This is a genomic window from Variovorax sp. NFACC27 (assembly GCF_048301545.1).
Classification (GTDB): domain Bacteria; phylum Pseudomonadota; class Gammaproteobacteria; order Burkholderiales; family Burkholderiaceae_C; genus Variovorax; species Variovorax gossypii.
Map to the genome: position 1 here is coordinate 1,241,559 of NZ_CP157613.1, position 18,662 is coordinate 1,260,220.

An 18,662-nucleotide genomic window follows, 5' to 3' on the forward strand; every position below is an offset into this window, starting at 1 on the left:
CGCCGCCTGTCTGCGATCATCCGTCGCATGCAGGTGCCTCCGGTCCATCGCTGCCAGGTCTTCGGCTCCCCGTGGGAGGGCGTCTACGGCACGTCCATCGACAGCGCGCTGCACTACGGCCGGCACTGGCACGCGACCTACGGGCTGGGCCTGCTCGAGCAGGGCGCCCAGAGCTCGGCCAGCGGGCGCGGCAAGGTCGATGCGTATGCGGGCGACCTGATCACCACCAATCCCGGCGAGGTACACGACGGGCAGCCGCTGGGTGGGCCTTCGCGGCGCTGGCGCATGGTGTATCTCGATCCGGGCGTGATGGAGGGCATAAGGGGCGACGCTGGTCCGGAAGTCGAGTTCACGCGGCCCGTGCTCAAGGACGCCCGGCTGCGCCACACGCTGCAGCGCCTGTTCGTGCGACTCGACGCATGGCACGCCGACAAGGAGGGCAGTGCGGAAGAGCTGGCCTGCGAGGAATCGCTGATCGAGGTTTGCGGCCTGTTGCTCGAAGCGCATTCCACGGCAACGCCATCGCCGATGCCCGAAACCGGCGGCGACATGCGCCGCCTGCGCGAGCGGCTGGCCGACGACCTGCACGAGCCGCCGAAGCTCTCCGACCTCGCCGAGATGGCCGGCCTCAGCCGCTACCAGGTGCTGCGCCGTTTCGAGAAAGCCTACGGCGTGCCGCCTCACGCATGGTTGCTGCTGCAGCGCGCCGAGCGCGCACGAGGCTTGATCCGCCGCGGCACGGGCCTCGCCGACGCCGCAGCCGCCAGCGGCTTTGCCGACCAGAGCCACATGACGCGCATCTTCGCGCGCCACTTCGGCTTCACGCCCGGCGCATGGCAGCGGGCCTGCCGCTAGGCCGCGGTCAGCGCAGCACGCGGATCAGCTCGTCGTACACCAGCCGCACGCGCGCCGGCACCGGTGCGCGCTGCGAGCGGTACACGTAGATCGGCCACGGCTCGGGCGCCTCGGCTTCCAGCACCGGAGCCAGCGCGCCAGTCTTGATCTGCGGCTCGGCCAGCGAGCCGATCAGTTGCGCGAAGCCCAGGCCCGCGAGCACGGCGGCGCACTCGGAGTCGAAGTCGTCCGTGACGAAGGCCGGCGAGGTGATCGCGAGCTGCCTGTCCTTGCGGAACATCATCGGCCAGGGTCGTCCCGACTTGCGGTCGATCAGCGCGGTGAGCGGCATCGAGGCGAGCGCGTCGATCTTCTTCGGCACTCCGGTACGCGCGATCAGCGAAGGTGCGGCCACCACGTGCAGCGCCATCCGGCCGACCGGCCGCGCGACGAAGCGAGCATCGCGCAGCGGCCCGACGCGCACGCCGATGTCGATCTGCTCGCCGACCACGTCGGCATGCGATTCGGAAATGCGCAGGTCGAGCACCAGCCCCGGATGCGCCGCGAGCATCGGCGCCAGCGCCCGTGGAATGAACTGGCGCCCGAAGATGCCCGGCGCCGTGACACGCACCGTGCCCTGGTGCTGCGAGAGCGCGCGGCGGTCGGTGCGATGGAAGAGCTCGTCGACGCCGTTCAGCGCGGTGCGGGCCCGCTCCAGCAGCTGCCGGCCGAAGTCCGTGAGCTGCACGCCGCGCGTGCTGCGATGGAAGAGGGGCTCGCCCAGCTCGTCTTCCAGCTCGCGCACCGCGCGCGTCACCACCTGCGGCGACACCGACAGCCGCGCGGCGGCCTCGCGGAAGTTGGCGGCATCGGCGGCGGCGCAGAACACGCGCAGGGCTTCCAGTCGGTTGGACATTGGGTGTTCCTCTTTCAGGAATTCTGAAGTCGCGAGAGTTTCATTTACGGGAACGTGCGGATTTTCCACACTGCATGCACTTCTTCAACACCTCGTTCAAGCCAACCGAAAGGAATTTTCCATGACATCCGTTCAAGACAACATCAAGGGCAAGGTCGCCATCGTCACCGGCGCGAGCAGCGGGCTCGGCGAATCGACGGCGCGCCACCTGGCCGCGCGCGGCGCCAAGGTGGTGCTGGCGGCGCGCCGCACCGACCGGCTCGACAAGGTCGTCGCAGAGATCCGCGAAGCCGGCGGCGAGGCCATCGCCGTGGCCACCGACGTGTCGAAGCGCGCCGATCTCGAGAGCCTCGCCACCGCCACCGTCGAGGCCTTCGGCCGCATCGACGTGCTGGTCAACAACGCCGGCGTGATGCCGCTGTCGCCCCTCGAGAAGCTCCGGGTCGACGAGTGGGACCGCACCATCGACGTCAACATCAAGGGCGTGCTCTACGGCATCGCCGCGGTGCTGCCGCGCATGCAGGCGCAGGGCAGCGGGCACATCGTCAATGTCGCGTCCATCGCCGGGCTGAAGGTGTTCACGCCGATCGGCACCGTCTACAGCGCGACCAAGCACGCGGTGCGCGCCATCTCCGAAGGCCTGCGCGTGGAAGTGGGCAACAGCGGTGTGCGCGTGACCATCGTCTCGCCCGGCGCGGTCGAGTCGGAACTCAAGTTCGGCAGCTCCGACGCCGAGAGCGCAGCCGGCGTGAAGGCGTTCTACGAGGCCAACCAGATCCCGGCCGACTCGGTGGCGCGCGCCGTTGTCTACGCGGTGGAGCAGCCGGCCGACGTGGACATCAACGAAGTCGTGCTGCGCCCCGTGTCGCAGGAGTTCTGAACTCCGGGGCCGTACGGCCCTGAAAGGAAGAGAGAAAGAGATGCGGGACGGACCCGATTGCGGTCCGTCCCGCCTCCATTAACCTTCAATAACTGAAGGTTAATTCGCGGGCCGGAGTGCAAAGCCCTGCAAAATAGAACGACCGTTCGTTTTTGCATGGAAATTCCACGATGACCGCAGCAGCCGTTCCCGCCAAGCCCGCGCGCGCCGCCCAGAAGGGCCAGCAGACCAAGGCCGTCATCGTCGACGCCGCGCTGGCACTGGCCGCGCAGATCGGCCTCGAGGGGCTGTCGATCGGCGCCGTGGCCGAAATCACCAAGATGAGCAAGTCGGGCGTCTTCGCCCACTTCGGCTCGCGCGAGGAACTGCAGATCTCGGTGGTGCGCGAATACCACGCACGCTTCGAGCAGGAAGTGTTCTTCCCCGCACTGAAGGCGCCGCGCGGCCTGCCCCGCCTGCGCGCCATGTTCGCCAACTGGATGAAGCGCACCTCGACCGAGATCGACTCGGGCTGCATCTACATCAGCGGCGCCTCCGAATTCGACGACCGCCCGGGCCCGGTGCGCGACGCGCTGGTCGAGTCGGTCAGCATCTGGCAGGCGGCCGTGCTGCGCGCCATCGTGCAGTCGCAGAGCGAAGGCCATCTGCGCGCCGACGCCGATGAACGCCAGGTGGCGTTCGAGATCCACGGCCTGATCCTCGCGCTGCACTACGAGGCGCGTTTCCTGCAGGTGCCCGGCTCCATCGGCCGCGCCAACGTCGGCTTCGACAACATCCTCGCGCGCGCCGCCACGCCCGACGCGCCCAAGCCCGAAGCGGCCGCCGCGCCGGCGGGCCGTCGCCTCAAGACCGTGCGCTGAAGAAGCGCGCGGCTCGTCCCTTTTTCGTTTTCCCTTTTCTTTTTCTATCTAGCTTCGACCAGGAGAGTTCCGGATGCCTACCTACAACCCCCCCGTACGCGACATGCAGTTCGTGCTGCACGAAGTGCTCAACGTCGCCGAGGAGCTCAAGGCGCTTCCGGCCCATGCCGAGACCGACGCCGACACCATCAACGCGGTGATCGAAGAGGCCGGCAAGTTCGCCGCCGAAGTGACCTTCCCGCTGAACATCAGCGGCGACGAGGAAGGCTGCACGCTCGACAAGAACACGCATGAAGTGAAGACCCCCAAGGGCTTCAAGGACGCCTACGCCAAGTACGTCGAAGGCGGCTGGCCCGCGCTGTCGTGCGACCCGGCCTTCGGCGGCCAGGGCCTGCCCTTCGTGGTCAACCAGTGCCTGTTCGAGATGCTCAACAGCGCCAACCAGGCCTGGACCATGTACCCCGGCCTGTCGCACGGCGCATACGAAGCGCTCGCCGCGCACGGCACCGACGAGCAGAAGAAGACCTACCTGCCCAAGCTCACCAGCGGCGAATGGACCGGCACCATGTGCCTGACCGAGCCGCACTGCGGCACCGACCTCGGCCTGCTGCGCACCAAGGCCGAGCCGCAGCCCGACGGCACCTACCGCATCACCGGCAACAAGATCTTCATCTCGGCCGGCGAGCACGACATGACCAGCAACATCATCCACCTGGTGCTGGCACGCCTTCCCGACGCGCCCAAGGGCAGCAAGGGCATCAGCCTGTTCGTGGTGCCGAAGTTCAAGGTGAAGGCCGATGGCTCGCTGGGCGAGCGCAACCCGATCTTCTGCGCCGGCCTGGAGCACAAGATGGGCATCCACGGCAACGCCACCGCGCAGATCGTGATCGAAGGCGCCACCGGCACGCTGGTGGGCGAGCCCAACAAGGGCCTGGCCGCGATGTTCGTGATGATGAACGCCGCCCGCCTGGGCGTGGGCAACCAGTCGCTGGGCCTGACCGAAGTGGCCTACCAGAACGCGCTGGCCTACGCCAAGGACCGCATCCAGATGCGCTCGCTCTCGGGCGTGAAGGCGAAGGACAAGGAAGCTGACCCCATCATCGTGCACCCCGACGTGCGCAAGATGCTGCTCACGGCCAAGGCGTACGCCGAAGGCGGCCGCGCGCTGCAGATCTTCTGCACGCTGCTGCTCGACAAGGAACACAACCACCCCGACGAGAAGGTGCGCAAGGATTCCGGCGAACTGGTCGCGCTGCTGACCCCCATCGTCAAGGCCTTCATCACCGACAACGGTCACATCTCCACCAACGCCTGCATGCAGGTGTTCGGCGGCCACGGCTTCATCAAGGAATGGGGCATGGAGCAGTTCGTGCGCGACAACCGCATCAACATGATCTATGAAGGCACCAACACCATCCAGTCGCTGGACCTGCTGGGCCGCAAGGTGCTGGGCAACAACGGCGCGTCGCTGAAGAAGTTCGGCAAGCTCGTCGCGAAGCTGGTGGAAGAAGAGGGCGTGAACGAGAAGATGGCCGAGTTCATCAACCCGATCGCGGGCCTGGGCGACCAGCTCACTAAGTTCACGACCGAGATCGGCTTCAAGGGCTTCCAGAACCCCGACGAAGTGGGCGCCGCCGCCGTCGACTACCTGCGCGTGGCCGGCCACTTCGTGTTCGGCTACCTGTTCGCCCGCATGGCACAGGTCGCGCTGCGCGAGATCGCCGCGGGCAACACCGACCCGTTCTACGTCGCCAAGCTGCAGACCGCGCGCTTCTACTTCGCCAAGCTGTTCCCCGAAACCGCGACGCTGATGCGCACCGCGCGCGCCGGCAGCAAGGTGCTGATGGATACCGAAGCGGCTCTGGCCTGAAGCCGCGGGTCTTTCCTCAACCGACACTCAACCTGGAGCCGCTCATGAAAGCAACGCTTGCAGCTGTCCTGTTCACCGTCACCGCCGCCTCGGCCATGGCCCAGGGCGCCGGCATCACGCCGGTGGGCCTGTGGCGCAACGTCGACGACAAGACCGGCGAGGTCAAGGCCGAGATCCGCATCGCCGAGGCCAACGGCGCGCTGAACGGCCGCATCGAGAAGTCGTTGAAGAAGGACACCAAGGCCGATGCGGTCTGCGACGAATGCAGCGACGACCGCAAGGGCAAGCCCATCACGGGCCTGGAGATCATCCGCGGCGGCAAGAAGGCCGAGGGCAAGGACGTCTGGGAAGGCGGAAAGATCCTCGACCCCGAGAACGGCAAGGAATACCGCGCGAGCTTCACGCCCGTCGATGGCGGCAAGAAGCTCGAAGTGCGCGGTTATCTCGGCCCCTTCTGGCGCACCCAAACCTGGAATCGTGTGCAGTAAGCAGCGCACGGCTTCCCACAACTCATACCAATCAACATGTCCCGATTTCAAGTGAAGAAGGTCGCCGTGCTCGGCGCCGGCGTGATGGGCGCGCAGATCGCGGCTCACCTCGTCAACGTGCGCGTGCCTGTGGTGCTGTTCGACCTGGCCGCCAAGGAAGGCCCGAAGAACGGCATCGTCACGCGCGCCATCGACAACCTCAAGAAGCTCAAGCCCGCGCCGCTCGGCGACGTGGCCGACGCGGGCCTGATCGAACAGGCCAACTACGAAGACGACCTGGCCAAGCTCGGCGAGTGCGACCTCGTCATCGAAGCCATTGCCGAGCGCATGGACTGGAAGCTCGATCTCTACAAGAAGATCGCGCCCCACGTCGCCAAGCACGCGATCCTGGCCTCGAACACCTCAGGCCTGTCGATCACCAAGCTCAGCGAAGCATTGCCCGAAGCGCTGAAGCCACGCTTCTGCGGCATCCACTTCTTCAACCCGCCGCGCTACATGTTCCTGGTGGAGCTGATCAACACGCCCACCACGCAGCCGCAGGTGCTCGACGACCTCGAGGCCTTCGTCACCAGCACGCTGGGCAAGGGCGTGGTGCGTGCGCACGACACGCCCAACTTCATCGCCAACCGCGTCGGCATCGCCGGCATGCTGGCCACGCTGAAGGAAGTCGAGAAGTTCGGCCTCACGCCCGACGTGGTGGACGACCTCACCGGCAAGAAGCTGGGTCGCGCGAGCTCGGGCACCTTCCGCACCGCCGACGTGGTGGGCCTCGACACGATGGCCCACGTCGTGAAGACGCTGCAGGACAACCTGAACGCCGAGACCGACCCGTTCTACGCCAACTTCGCTACGCCGCCGGTGCTCGCGAAGCTGCTGGAGCTGGGCAACCTGGGCCAGAAGACCAAGGCCGGCTTCTTCAAGAAGGCCGGCCGCGACATCCTGCGCTTCGACCTGAAGAGCGGCGAGTACGTGCCCGCCGGCGCCAAGGCCGACGAGGTGTACGGCCGCATGCTCAAGAAGCCCGCGGGCGAGCGGCTGAAGCTGCTGCGCGAGAGCGAAGGACCGCAGGGCCAGTTCCTCTGGGCCATCCTGCGCGACGGTTTCCACTACGCCGCGGTGCACCTGGGCGACATCGCCGAGAGCGCGCGCGACATCGACTTCGCCATGCGCTGGGGCTTCGGCATGAAGCAGGGCCCCTTCGAGCTCTGGCAGGAAGCCGGCTGGGCGCAGGTTGCCAAGTGGGTGCAGGAAGACATCGACGCCGGCAAGGCGCTGAGCACCGCGCCGCTGCCCAAGTGGGTGTTCGAAGGCCCGGTGGCCGAGGCCGGCGGCGTGCACACGCCCGAAGGCTCGTGGAGCGCATCGCAGAACAAGTTCGTGCCGCAGCGCCGCCTGCCGGTGCATGACCGCCAGCTGTTCCCCGAGAGCGTGCTCGGCGCGAACGCGGCCGACGCCAACACGGCCGGCACCACCATCAGCGACGAAGGCGACGTGCGCGTCTGGACGCTTGACGGTGAAGTGCTCATCGCCAGCATCCATTCGAAGATGCACGCCATCAGCCCCGACGTGGCCGAGGCGCTGGGCGCCGCGGTCGACCTGGCCGAAGCCGAGTACAAGGGCCTGGTGATCTGGTCGCCCGACGAGGTGTTCTCGGTCGGCGCCGACCTGCAGGCGATGCTGCCGGCCTTCGTGGTCGCCGGCATCGGCGCAGTCGAAGGCGCGGAAGAAGAGCTGCAGAACGTGATGCTCAAGATCCGTTATGCCAACGTGCCGGTGATCTCCGCCGTGCGCGGCATGGCGCTGGGCGGCGGCTGCGAGCTGGCTGTCCACTCGGCCAAGCGCGTTGCCGCGATGGAAAGCTACATCGGCCTGGTCGAAGTGGGCGTGGGCCTGATCCCCGGCGCGGGCGGCCTGACCTACATCGCGCGCCGCGCGGCCGAGAACGCGTCGGCCTCGACGGGCACCGACCTGCTGCCCTTCCTCACCGAAGGCTTCACCGCCGCCGCGATGGCGAAGGTCGGCACCGGCGCACTCGATTCGAAGAAGCTGGGCTACCTGCTCGACAGCGACGTGATCGTGCCGAACAAGGACGAGCTGCTGTACGTGGCGCTGCAGCAAGCGAAGGCCATGGCCGACGCCGGCTACCGCCCGCCGCTGCGCCGTACCTTCCGCGTCGCGGGCCGCAGCGGCGCCGCCACCATCAAGGGCCAGCTCGTGAACATGCGCGACGGCGGCTTCATCAGCGCGCACGACTTCCACATCGCCAGCCTGATCGCCAACGTGGTCACCGGCGGCGACGTGGACGCGGGCTCGCTCGTGACCGAGGAATACCTGATGACGCTGGAACGCAAGGCGTTCTGCTCGCTCATCGTGCACCCCAAGACGCAGGAGCGGATCATGGGGATGCTGAGCACCGGCAAGCCAGTGCGCAACTGACCTCGCAAGGATCATGAGCGAAGACCTCGACACGGCCGGTTCCCTCTCCCGCCTGCGGGAGAGGGTTGGGGTGAGGGCACGCAGCCTTCGCGCGACCCCGACCGATGCCGAGGCCATGCTCTGGCATCACCTGCGCGACCGCCGCATGGCGAATCAGAAATTCCGCCGCCAACGTCCGATCGGCCCGTACTTCGCAGACTTCGCATGTCTCGAAGCGAAACTGATCGTCGAGCTGGACGGCGGGCAGCACGCCGAAGCTGTCGCATACGACGAGAACCGCACACGCTTCATGGAGGCCCAGGGTTATCGCGTGCTTCGCTTCTGGAATCACGAAGTGCTGACCCAGACCGATGTGGTGCGCGAGCGAATCCTGCAGGCGCTGCAGGAAGACAGCCCTCACCCTAGCCCTCTCCCGCAAGCGGGAGAGGGAGCAAGACAAGACACCAGGAATCTCAAGCCATGAAACAAATCCAAGACGCCTACATCGTCTCCGCCACCCGCACGCCCATCGGCAAGTCGCACAGGGGCTATTTCCGCAACTACCGTCCCGACGACCTGCTGGCCACCACGCTGCGCGCTGCGCTGGCTGCCGTGCCGAGCCTCGATCCGAAGGCCATCGAGGACATCATCTGCGGCTGCGCGATTCCCGAATCGCAGCAGGGCCTGAACGTTGCGCGCATCGGCGCGGTGCTGGCCGGCCTGCCGACCAGCGTTGGCGGCATCACCGTCAACCGCTTCTGCGCCTCTGGCCTGTCGGCCGTGCAGATGGCGGCCGACCGCATCCGCGTTGGCGAGGCCGACGTGATGATCGCGGCCGGCGTCGAGAGCATGAGCATGGTGCCGATGATGGGCAACTCGCCCTCGCTGTCGCCCTCTATCTTCGAGCGCGAAGGCGACGTGGGCATCGCCTATGGCATGGGCCTCACGGCCGAGAAGGTCGCGCAGCAGTGGAAGGTGAGCCGCCAGGCGCAGGACGAGTTCGCGCTCGCCTCGCACCAGAAGGCACTTGCCGCGCAGCAGGCCGGCAAGTTCGCCGACGAGATCACGCCCATCGAGGTGACCGACCGCACGCCGAACCTCGAGACCGGCGAGTCGATTGCCAAGACCCGCACCGTCAACCTCGACGAAGGCGCGCGCCCCGACACCAGCATCGAAGGCCTGGCCAAGCTGCGCACCGTGTTCGCCGCGCGCGGCACGGTGACGGCGGGCAACAGCTCGCAGACCTCGGACGGCGCTGGCGCGCTGATCCTGGCGAGCGAGAAGGCCGTGAAGCAGTTCGGCCTCACGCCGCTCGCGCGCTTCGTGAGCTTCGCCAGCAAGGGCGTGCCGCCGCACATCATGGGCATCGGCCCGATCGAGGCCATTCCCGCCGCGCTGCGCTACGCCGGCCTGAAGCACGAGGACATCGACTGGTTCGAGCTCAACGAAGCCTTCGCGGCGCAGTCGCTGGCCGTCATCAACACGCTGGGCCTCGATCCGTCGAAGGTCAACCCGATGGGCGGCGCCATTGCGCTGGGCCATCCGCTGGGCGCCACCGGCGCCATCCGCTCGGCCACCGTGGTGCACGCGCTGCGCCGCGAGAACCTGAAGTACGGCATGGTCACGATGTGCGTGGGCATGGGCCAGGGCGCCGCAGGGATCTTCGAGCGCGTCTGATCGATAGCGCGCAAGGCACCGCGACGAGTGCCGGTTCAACGAAGGAGACAGCCTCATGCAGACGCAGCAGCAGCTTCCGGTCGACGGCGGCGCACAGCAACTGGCGGTGCGCCGCTACGAACCCGCCGGCACGCCGCGCGCGAGCGTGGTGATCGGCGGCGCGATGGGCGTGCGCCAGTCCTTCTACGAACCCTTCGCGCAGTGGCTCTCGCAGCAGGGCCTGCGCGTCTGGACCTTCGACTACCGGGGCTCGGGCGACTCGCGCGGCGACGTGCCGCTGCGCGAGGTCGATGCCGACCTGTTCGACTGGGCCTGCGACTACGAAGCGGTGATCGACGCGGCCAGGGCCGCATCGCCCGACTCGCCGCTCTACCTGCTGGGTCACAGCCTCGGCGCGCAGCTGCCGGGCTTCCTGCAGCGGCCAGAGCAGGTCGACGGCCTCGTGAGCATCGCCGCGGGCAGCGGCTACTGGCGCGAGAACGCGCCGAAGCTCAAGCGCACCATCCTCTACTTCTGGTTCGTGCTGGTGCCGCTGGTCACGCGGCTGTTCGGCTACTTCCCGGGCCGCAAGCTGAAGAAGGTCGGCGACCTGCCGCGCGGCGTGATCATGCAGTGGCGGCGCTGGTGCCTCAACCCGCGCTACAGCGTCGGCGCCGAAGGCGAGCTCGCCGCGCGCAGCTACAACCGCGTGCGCTTCCCGGTGCTCGCGCTGTCGATGACCGACGACGAGCTCATGACGCTCGCCGGCACGCGCAGCCTCGTGAGCCTCTACGGCGGCGCGCCGAGCGCGGTCGAGCGCATCGCGCCGGCCGACGTGCAGGCGCGGCGCATCGGCCACTTCGGCTTCTTCCGCGAGCAGTTCAGCCAGAGTCTCTGGCCGAGCACGGTCGACAAGCTGCACAGGCTCGCATCGCTTACTGCGGTGCAGCACGCCAACGTCCCGCACACGACTGCGTGACGCGGGCCACCGGAGGCACACTGCCTGCCATGACGACGAGCACGCACCCCTTCGACAAGGCCCTGAAGATCCACCACAGCGACATCCGCGTGGGGCACTTCACCGGCATGACCAGCCCCGACTACTGGAACATGGTCGGGCCCTTCGGCGGCACCACCGCGGCGCTCGCGCTGCAGGCCGTGATGCAGCACCCCGACGTGCTCGGCACGCCGATCGCACTCACGGTCAACTACGCGGCGGCGATCGAGGCCGGCGCGTTCGACATCCAGGCCACGGCCGTTCGTACCAACCGCTCCACGCAGCACTGGACGGTGCAGATCACGCAGGCCGCCGCCAGCGGCGCGCCCAGCATGACGACCACCGCCACGGTGGTGACGGCCGCGCGCCGCGAGACCTGGGGCGAGAGCGACATGCCGATGCCCGAGTCGCCGAGACCCGAGACGGTCGATCGCATGAGCATCGGCCCGTCGGGCGTGGCCTGGATCAACCAGTACGAGATGCGTCCCTTCAGCGGTGGCATTCCCTCGAAGTGGGACGGAAGCCTGCATCACAGCGAGACCCGCATCTGGCTGCGCGACGCGCAACCGAGGCCGCTGGACTTCGCCTCGCTGGCCGCGATGAGCGACATGTTCTATCCGCGCGTGTGGCTGCGCCGCGCGAAGCACGTGCCGGCGGGCACGGTGTCGATCACCACCTATTTCCACGTCGGGCCGGAACAGCTCGCCGAGGTCGGCACGGGCTACCTGCTGGGCCGCGCCGCGGGCCAGCAGTTCTTCAACGGTTTCTTCGACCAGACGGCGCATCTGTGGAGCGAGAAGGGCGTGCTGCTCGCCACCTCGAACCAGATCGTCTACTACAAGGAATAACGATATGGCCGCACTGCAGAAAGCCGCGCTCATCGTCGGCGCTGGCGATGCCACCGGCGGTGCCATCGCCCGCCGCTTCGCGCGCGAAGGCTTCGCCACCTGTGTCACGCGGCGCAGCCTCGACAAGCTGCAGCCGCTGGTCGCGCAGATCGAGGCCGACGGCGGCCGCGCCCATGCCTTCGCGTGCGATGCGCGCAAGGAGGAGGAAGTGGTGGCGCTCGTCGAGCAGATCGAGTCGACCATCGGGTCCATCGAGGTGATGGTGTTCAACATCGGCGCCAACGTGCCCGAGAGCATCCTCACCGAAAGCGCGCGCAAGTACTTCAAGGTGTGGGAGATGGCCTGCTTCTCGGGCTTCCTGAATGGCCGCGAGGTGGCGAAGCGCATGGTGGCGCGCGAGATTCCGCAAGGCGGCCATCGCGGCACGATCATCTTCACCGGTGCCACGGCCTCGCTGCGCGGCGCGGCGAACTTCGGCGCCTTCTCGGGCGCGAAGATGGCGTTGCGCGCGCTGGCGCAGTCGATGGCGCGCGAACTGGGACCGCAGGGCATTCACGTTGCGCACGTGGTGGTCGACGGCGCGATCGACACCGAGTTCATCCGCAGCAACTTTCCCGAGCGCTATGCGCTGAAGGAAAGCGACGGCATCCTGAACCCCGACCACATCGCCGACACCTATTGGATGCTGCATTCGCAGCCGCGCGACGCATGGACGCACGAGATCGATCTGCGCCCGTGGTCGGAGAAGTTCTGAAGAATCCAGGAAGGAGACAACGCCAATGACCAAGTCCGTCGACTTCTATTTCGACTTCGGCAGCCCCGCCGCCTACCTGGCCGCGACGCAGTTGCCCCACGTGTGCGCCGACACCGGCGCGCAGCTGGTGTGGAAGCCCATGCTGCTCGGCGGCGTGTTCCAGGCCACGGGCAACCATTCGCCGGCCGAGATCAAGCCCAAGGGCCCCTACATGACGACGGACCTCAAGCGCTTCGCGAAGCGCTACGGCGTGCCCTTTGCGCACAACCCGCACTTTCCGATCAACACGCTGCTGCTGATGCGCGGCGCCACAGGCATCCAGGCGAAGGAGCCGGCGCGCTTCGGCGCGTATGTCGATGCGATCTTCCACGCGATGTGGGTGGAGCCGAAGAACCTGAACGACCCGGCGACCATCGGCGCCGTCCTGCAGAATGCCGGCTTCGACGCGAGCGCGCTGCTCGCGCTGGCCGGCGCGCAGGAAACCAAGGACCGTCTCAAGGCCGTCACGCAGGAAGCCGTGGAGCGCGGCGTGTTCGGCGCGCCCACCATGTTCGTCGGCGACGAAATGTTCTGGGGCCAGGACCGGCTCGATTTCGTACGCGAAGCACTCGACGCCGCCTGACCGCGGCACCACCCGTTCTCTTCAAGGATCTTTTATGAGCGACATCCTCGTCCACACCGAAGCCGGTGTGATGACCATCACCTTCAACCGCGTCGACAAGAAGAACTCGATCACCAGCGGCATGTACGCCGAGCTGGCCGATGCGCTGGCCACCGCCGAGACCGATGCGGCCGTGCGCTGCGTGCTGATCCAGGGCGACCCGACGATCTTCAGCGCGGGCAACGACATCGGCGACTTCCTCAATGGCCCGCCCTCCACGCAGGAATCGCCGGTGTTCCGCTTCCTGCGCGGCATCGCGACCTTTCCGAAGCCGCTCGTCGCCGCCGTGTGCGGCCCGGCCGTGGGCATCGGCACCACCATGCTGTTCCACTGCGACCTCGTCTACGCGGGCGACAACGCTGCCTTCTCGATGCCCTTCGTGAACCTGGGCCTGTGCCCCGAGGCCGCCTCGAGCCTGCTGGTGCCGCAGATGCTGGGCTACCACCGCGCGGCCGAGGCGCTGCTGCTGGGCGAGCCCTTCATGGCCGAGGCCGCGCTCGAAGTGGGCCTGGTCAACCGCGTGGTGCCGCCGACCGAGGCCAATGCCATCGCGCAGACGCAGGCCCGCAAGCTCGCCGCCAAGCCGCTGAGCGCGCTGGTCGAGACCAAGCGCCTGCTGAAGAAGGCGCAGATGCCCGCTGTGCTGGAACGCATGGGCGAGGAGGGCGCGAGCTTCGGGCGCATGCTGCGCGAGCCGGCGGCGCGGGAGGCTTTCAGCGCGTTCATGGAGAAGCGGAAGCCCGATTTCTCCAAGGTCTGACAAGGGGCTGAGGCGTCTTCCGGGGCCTGCGCGCGTACACTGTCCGGCGTGCAAGATTCGGGGACAAGAACGCTCGCAAAGCCCGTCCAACGGGTAGATGATGCTACTGAAAAAGTAGCATTCGGCGTCTCGCGCCGGCGTACTTTAGGTTTGCTGGCGGGCTCCCTGGCAGTGCCCTCGCTGGCCCTGGCGCGCGTGCGGCCGCTGCGCATCGGCGTCATCGGTTCGTGGTCCGGTCCCTACGCGGGCGGCGGCCGGCAGTTCGATGCCGGCATGGCCGTCTGGCTCGCCGCGCACAACCAGCACATCGCAGGCCGGCCGGTCGAACTGCTGCGGCGCGACGTGCCCGGCAGCGCACCCGAGCAGGCACGCCGCCATGCGCAGGATCTCGTGGAGAGCGAGCGCGTGGAGCTGCTGGCAGGCCTCGATTTCAGCTCCAACGCCTATGCCGTGGGCAATGTCGCCACGCAGGCGAAGCTGCCGCTGGTGGTGATGAACGCGGCCTCCTCGGGCATCACCGCGCGCTGCCCGTTCGCGGTGCGGGTGTCCTTCACTATCGGCCAGGTCGCGCTGCCGCTGGCGCGATGGGCGCTGCAGCAAGGGCTGCGAAACGTCTGCACCGTGGTGGCCGACTACGCCTCGGGTGTCGATGCCGAGAGCGCCTTCGTCTCGGGCATCACCGCGGGCGGGGGGCAGGTCGGCGCGATGCTGCGGGTGCCGCTGTCGACGCTGGACTACTCGGCCTACATGCTGCGGCTGCGCGAGCTCAAGCCGCAGGCGGTGTTCTTCTTCCTGCCCTCGGGGCAGATGCCGGCCACCTTCCTCAAGTTCTGGCGCGACCGGGGCATGGCCGACACCGGCATCCGCCTGCTGGCCACGGGCGACGCCACCGACGACCACTACCTCGAAGGCATCGGCGAGCTGGCCGACGGCCTCGTCACCAGCCACCACTATTCCTTCGCCCACGACTCGGCGGCCAACCGGCGCTTCACGGGCATCTTCGAGAACGAATACGGCAGCCACCTGCGGCCGGGCTACTTCGCTGTCGCGGCCCACGATGCGCTCGCGGCCGTCGATGCGGCAATGAGCTCCCCGGCGGCGCGTGGCAACGCCACGGGGGAACGGCTGGTGGATGCTTTCCGTGGCCTGAAGCTCGACAGCCCGCGCGGCCCGGTGGAGATCGACGCCCACACCCGCGACATCGTGCAGACCGTGTACATCCGCCGCGTCGAGCGGCGCGAGGGGCGCTGGGTCAACCGCGAGTTCGAGCGCTTCGAGCGGGTGCGCGACCCGGGCGTCTGAGCAGGGCTGCCTGCTCCTGCTCCTTATTCTTCTTCGGCCGGCTTCTCGATCGGGCGCGGACGGCCGTTGTCGTCGATGGCCACGTAGGTGAAGGTGGCCTGCGTCACCTTGATGTACTCGCCCTGCGCCCGGAAGCGTTCTGCGAACACCTCGACCGTCACTGTGACCGAAGTGCGCCCGACGCGCACCAGCTTCGAATAGAACGACAGGATGTCGCCCAGCCGCACCGGCTGCTTGAAGATGAATTCGTTGACCGCCACCGTGGCCTGCCGGCCCTTGGCGTAGCGCGCTGGGATCACCGAGCCGGCCAGGTCGCACTGCGCCATGACCCAGCCGCCGAAGATGTCGCCGTTGACGTTGCAGTCCGCCGGCATCGGGATGACCTTGAGCACCAGCTCCATGTCGGTGGGCAGGCTCTTGAGGGTGGCTGCGGCCGTGGCGGCGGCACTGGAAGTATCTGACATGGGCACAATCTGGAACAAACAAGCAACCACGATTGTCCTCCATGCGCCGCAGCGGCGAAGCCCTTCCTTCCTCCCACGCAGCCGGCGGCCAGGCGCCGGCATCCGCAGGCGAACGCTCCGACTGGGCCACCCTGCGCAGGCTGTTCCCCTATCTCTGGCAGTACAAGTGGCGCGTGCTCGCCGCGCTGGCCTTCATGGTGGGCGCCAAGGTGGCCAACGTCGGCGTGCCGGTGCTGCTGAAAAACCTGGTCGACACGATGACGCCCAAGCCCGACATGGCGCAGGCGCTGCTCATCGTGCCCATCGGGCTGCTGCTGGCCTACGGGCTGCTGCGCTTTTCCACGTCGCTCTTCAGCGAGCTGCGCGAGCTGATCTTCGCCAAGGCCACCGAGGGCACGGCCCGGCAGATCGCGCTGGAGGTGTTCCGCCACCTGCACTCGCTGAGCCTGCGCTTCCACCTGGAGCGCCAGACCGGCGGCATGACGCGCGACATCGAGCGCGGCACGCGCGGCGTGCATTCGCTGATCTCGATGTCGCTCTACAGCATCGTGCCGACCATCATCGAGCTGGTGCTGGTGCTCACCATCCTCGGCGTGAAGTTCGACGCCTTCTTCGTCTGGATCACGGTGGCCGCGCTGGTGCTGTACATCGTCTTCACCGTCACGGTGACCGAGTGGCGCACGCAGTTCCGCAAGACCATGAACGAGCTCGACTCGGTGGCGCAGAGCCGCGCGGTCGATTCGCTCCTGAACTACGAGACCGTCAAGTACTTCAACAACGAGGACTTCGAAGCCGGCCGCTACGACGCCAGCCTCGACCGCTACCGCAAGGCCGCCATCAAGAGCCAGCGCACGCTGAGCATGCTCAACACCGGCCAGCAGGCGCTGATCGCCGTCAGCCTTGTGCTGATGCTGTGGCGCGCTACCTCGGGCGTGGTCGACGGGCGCATGACGCTGGGCGACCTGGTGATGGTCAACGCCTTCATGATCCAGCTCTACATTCCGCTGAACTTCCTGGGCGTGATCTACCGAGAGATCAAGCAGAGCCTGACCGACCTCGACAAGATGTTCGTGCTGATGGAGAAGGAGCGCGAGGTGCGCGACGCCCCCGACGCGCAGCCGCTGGCCGGCGCGGATGCCACCGTGCGCTTCGAGGACGTGAGCTTCGCCTACGAGCCTGCGCGGCCCATCCTCAAGCACGTGAGCTTCGAGATCCCGGCGGGCAAGACGGTGGCGGTGGTCGGACCCTCGGGCTCGGGCAAGTCGACGCTCGCGCGGCTGCTGTACCGCTTCTACGACGTGCAGCAGGGGCGCATCACCATCGGTGGAGAAGACATCCGCGAGGTGACGCAATCGAGCGTGCGCCACGCCATCGGCATCGTTCCGCAGGACACGGTGCTCTTCAACGACACGGTCGAATACAACATCGCCTACGGCCGCCCCGGCGCCACGCGCGACGAAGTGGAGGCCGCAGCGCGCGCCGCGCGCATCCACGACTTCATCGCCGCCACGCCCAAGGGCTACGACACGACCGTGGGCGAGCGAGGCCTGAAGCTCTCGGGCGGCGAGAAGCAGCGCGTGGCCATTGCGCGCACGCTGCTGAAGAACCCGCCGATCGTGATCTTCGACGAGGCCACCTCGGCGCTCGACTCGGCCAACGAGCGGGCCATCCAGTCGGAGCTCAAGAGCGCCGCGCAGGACAAGACCACGCTGGTCATCGCGCACCGGCTGTCGACGGTGGTCGACGCGCACGAGATCCTGGTGCTGGAGTCGGGCGTGATCGTCGAGCGCGGCACGCATGCGCAGCTGCTCGCGAAGCAAGGGCGCTACGCCCAGATGTGGGCTTTGCAGAAGAGCGAAGCAGCGCCGCTGATGTAGCGCGATCATCCATTCCTTCTTCTTTTCATCGATCCCAGGAGTTCAGACGTGCCGAACAAGATCCCCCTGCTGGTGCTCAACAGCCTCTCGAGCGCCCACCAGGCCCAGATTGCCGAGGTCTACGACATGACCTACGCCTTCGGTCCAGCCGAGCGGGCGGCCGCCATTGCCGAACACGGCAGGAAATTCCGCGCCGTGCTGACCATCGGCGTCATCGGCATCACGCCCGAGGAAATCGCAGCCATGCCCGCGGTGGAGCTGATCTGCTGCATGGGCGCGGGCTACGAAGGCGTGCCGCTCGAGGTGACGCGCGCACGCGGCATCGCGACCGCCAACGGCGCCGGCACCAACGACGACTGCGTGGCCGACCATGCCTTCGGCCTGCTGATCGGCATCGTGCGCGAGTTCCGCAAGCTCGACCGGCTGTGCCGCGAAGGCGTGTGGCGCGAGGCCATTCCGCAGCCGCCGAACGTGTCGGGCAAGAAGCTGGGCATCCTGGGGATGGGCACGATCGGGCAGAAGATCGCGAAGCGCGCCGCGGCCTTCGACATGGAGGTCGGCTACCACAACCGCAAGCCGAAGGAAGGCGTGTCGCAGCGCTACTTCGGCGACCTGAAGTCGCTGGCCGCATGGGCCGACTTCCTCGTGCTGGCCGCACCGGGCGGTCCGGCGACGAAGCACCTGGTCAATGCCGAAGTGCTCGACGCGCTGGGGCCGCAGGGCTACCTGGTGAGCATCGGCCGCGGCAGCGTGGTCGACACTGAGGCGCTGGCGGCGGCGCTGCGCGAGAACCGCATCGCCGGCGCCGGCCTCGACGTGTACGAGAGCGAACCGAAGCGGCCCGAGCCGCTGATCGGCCTCGACAACGTGCTGCTGACGCCGCACATGGCCGGCTGGTCGCCCGAGGCGACGCAGAAGTCGGTGGACCATTTCCTCGCGAATGCCGAAGGGCACTTCGCGGGGCGCGGCGTGGTCACGCCGATCTGATGTTCTTGCTCCTTCCCCCGCTGGGGGAAGGTCGGGATGGGGGCAGGCAGGGCGCCCGCAATGAGCGCCGCTTGCCCCCACCCCAGCCCTCCC

Annotated in this window: 18 protein-coding genes; 16 read left to right on the top strand and 2 right to left on the bottom strand. The window is 67.7% G+C overall.

Features of this window, described 5'->3' with window-relative positions:
- Nucleotides 1–27 precede the first annotated feature (27 nt).
- Nucleotides 28–855, top strand: a complete 828-nt coding sequence (locus ABL840_RS05800; protein WP_093299484.1) for an AraC family transcriptional regulator — start codon at nucleotides 28–30, stop codon at nucleotides 853–855.
- A 7-nt stretch (nucleotides 856–862) separates the two neighbouring features.
- Here the strand turns inward: ABL840_RS05800 and ABL840_RS05805 are convergent, their stop codons facing one another.
- Complete coding sequence (locus ABL840_RS05805; protein ID WP_093299486.1) at nucleotides 863–1,750, bottom strand: LysR family transcriptional regulator; 888 nt, start codon at nucleotides 1,748–1,750, stop codon at nucleotides 863–865.
- Nucleotides 1,751–1,871: 121 nt separating this feature from the next.
- Here ABL840_RS05805 and ABL840_RS05810 point away from each other — a divergent pair, with 121 nt between their 5' ends.
- The 13 genes from ABL840_RS05810 to ABL840_RS05870 all read left to right on the top strand — a co-directional run bounded on the left by ABL840_RS05810 (nucleotide 1,872) and on the right by ABL840_RS05870 (nucleotide 15,241).
- Nucleotides 1,872–2,630 carry an SDR family oxidoreductase gene (locus ABL840_RS05810; protein WP_093299490.1) on the top strand — a complete coding sequence of 253 codons (759 nt, stop codon included), beginning with the start codon at nucleotides 1,872–1,874 and terminating at the stop codon, nucleotides 2,628–2,630.
- A gap of 170 nt (nucleotides 2,631–2,800) precedes the next feature.
- On the top strand, nucleotides 2,801–3,490 hold the full coding sequence (locus tag ABL840_RS05815) for a TetR/AcrR family transcriptional regulator (RefSeq protein ID WP_093207346.1): 690 nt from the start codon (nucleotides 2,801–2,803) through the stop codon (nucleotides 3,488–3,490).
- Nucleotides 3,491–3,563: 73 nt separating this feature from the next.
- Complete coding sequence (locus tag ABL840_RS05820; protein ID WP_093207349.1) at nucleotides 3,564–5,360, top strand: acyl-CoA dehydrogenase C-terminal domain-containing protein; 1,797 nt, start codon at nucleotides 3,564–3,566, stop codon at nucleotides 5,358–5,360.
- Between the two features lie 44 nt (nucleotides 5,361–5,404).
- Nucleotides 5,405–5,848: a DUF2147 domain-containing protein gene (locus ABL840_RS05825; RefSeq protein ID WP_093299492.1), complete on the top strand. Its 444-nt coding sequence runs from the start codon at nucleotides 5,405–5,407 to the stop codon at nucleotides 5,846–5,848.
- A 36-nt stretch (nucleotides 5,849–5,884) separates the two neighbouring features.
- Nucleotides 5,885–8,284 (top strand): 3-hydroxyacyl-CoA dehydrogenase/enoyl-CoA hydratase family protein, encoded by a 2,400-nt coding sequence (locus ABL840_RS05830; protein WP_093299495.1) that lies wholly within the window; start codon nucleotides 5,885–5,887, stop codon nucleotides 8,282–8,284.
- Nucleotides 8,285–8,297: 13 nt separating this feature from the next.
- Nucleotides 8,298–8,747: an endonuclease domain-containing protein gene (locus ABL840_RS05835; RefSeq protein WP_418116209.1), complete on the top strand. Its 450-nt coding sequence runs from the start codon at nucleotides 8,298–8,300 to the stop codon at nucleotides 8,745–8,747.
- Nucleotides 8,744–9,940, top strand: a complete 1,197-nt coding sequence (locus ABL840_RS05840) for an acetyl-CoA C-acyltransferase (RefSeq protein ID WP_093299501.1) — start codon at nucleotides 8,744–8,746, stop codon at nucleotides 9,938–9,940. Before ABL840_RS05835 ends, ABL840_RS05840 begins: the two co-directional genes overlap by 4 nt.
- Nucleotides 9,941–9,995: 55 nt before the next feature.
- Nucleotides 9,996–10,898, top strand: a complete 903-nt coding sequence (locus tag ABL840_RS05845) for an alpha/beta fold hydrolase (RefSeq protein ID WP_093207360.1) — start codon at nucleotides 9,996–9,998, stop codon at nucleotides 10,896–10,898.
- 29 nt (nucleotides 10,899–10,927) lie between these two features.
- Nucleotides 10,928–11,764: an acyl-CoA thioesterase gene (locus tag ABL840_RS05850; protein WP_093299503.1), complete on the top strand. Its 837-nt coding sequence runs from the start codon at nucleotides 10,928–10,930 to the stop codon at nucleotides 11,762–11,764.
- A 4-nt stretch (nucleotides 11,765–11,768) separates the two neighbouring features.
- Nucleotides 11,769–12,518 (top strand): SDR family oxidoreductase, encoded by a 750-nt coding sequence (locus tag ABL840_RS05855; RefSeq protein WP_093299506.1) that lies wholly within the window; start codon nucleotides 11,769–11,771, stop codon nucleotides 12,516–12,518.
- 25 nt (nucleotides 12,519–12,543) lie between these two features.
- The gene (locus ABL840_RS05860) at nucleotides 12,544–13,140 is read left to right on the top strand and encodes a 2-hydroxychromene-2-carboxylate isomerase (protein WP_093299508.1); all 597 of its coding nucleotides are present in this window, start codon (nucleotides 12,544–12,546) and stop codon (nucleotides 13,138–13,140) included.
- 34 nt (nucleotides 13,141–13,174) lie between these two features.
- Nucleotides 13,175–13,939, top strand: a complete 765-nt coding sequence (locus tag ABL840_RS05865) for an enoyl-CoA hydratase (protein ID WP_093299511.1) — start codon at nucleotides 13,175–13,177, stop codon at nucleotides 13,937–13,939.
- A 195-nt stretch (nucleotides 13,940–14,134) separates the two neighbouring features.
- Complete coding sequence (locus ABL840_RS05870) at nucleotides 14,135–15,241, top strand: ABC transporter substrate-binding protein (RefSeq protein ID WP_093207473.1); 1,107 nt, start codon at nucleotides 14,135–14,137, stop codon at nucleotides 15,239–15,241.
- Between the two features lie 23 nt (nucleotides 15,242–15,264).
- Here ABL840_RS05870 and ABL840_RS05875 read toward each other — a convergent pair whose 3' ends face one another.
- A complete protein-coding gene (locus ABL840_RS05875) occupies nucleotides 15,265–15,705 on the bottom strand; it encodes an acyl-CoA thioesterase (protein WP_093299919.1) in 441 nt (146 codons plus the stop codon).
- A gap of 41 nt (nucleotides 15,706–15,746) precedes the next feature.
- Here ABL840_RS05875 and ABL840_RS05880 point away from each other — a divergent pair, with 41 nt between their 5' ends.
- Entirely contained in the window at nucleotides 15,747–17,582 is a 1,836-nt protein-coding gene (locus ABL840_RS05880) for an ABCB family ABC transporter ATP-binding protein/permease (protein ID WP_093299513.1), read from the top strand.
- Nucleotides 17,583–17,630: 48 nt separating this feature from the next.
- Nucleotides 17,631–18,569, top strand: a complete 939-nt coding sequence (locus ABL840_RS05885; RefSeq protein ID WP_093207377.1) for a 2-hydroxyacid dehydrogenase — start codon at nucleotides 17,631–17,633, stop codon at nucleotides 18,567–18,569.
- Nucleotides 18,570–18,662: the final 93 nt, after the last annotated feature.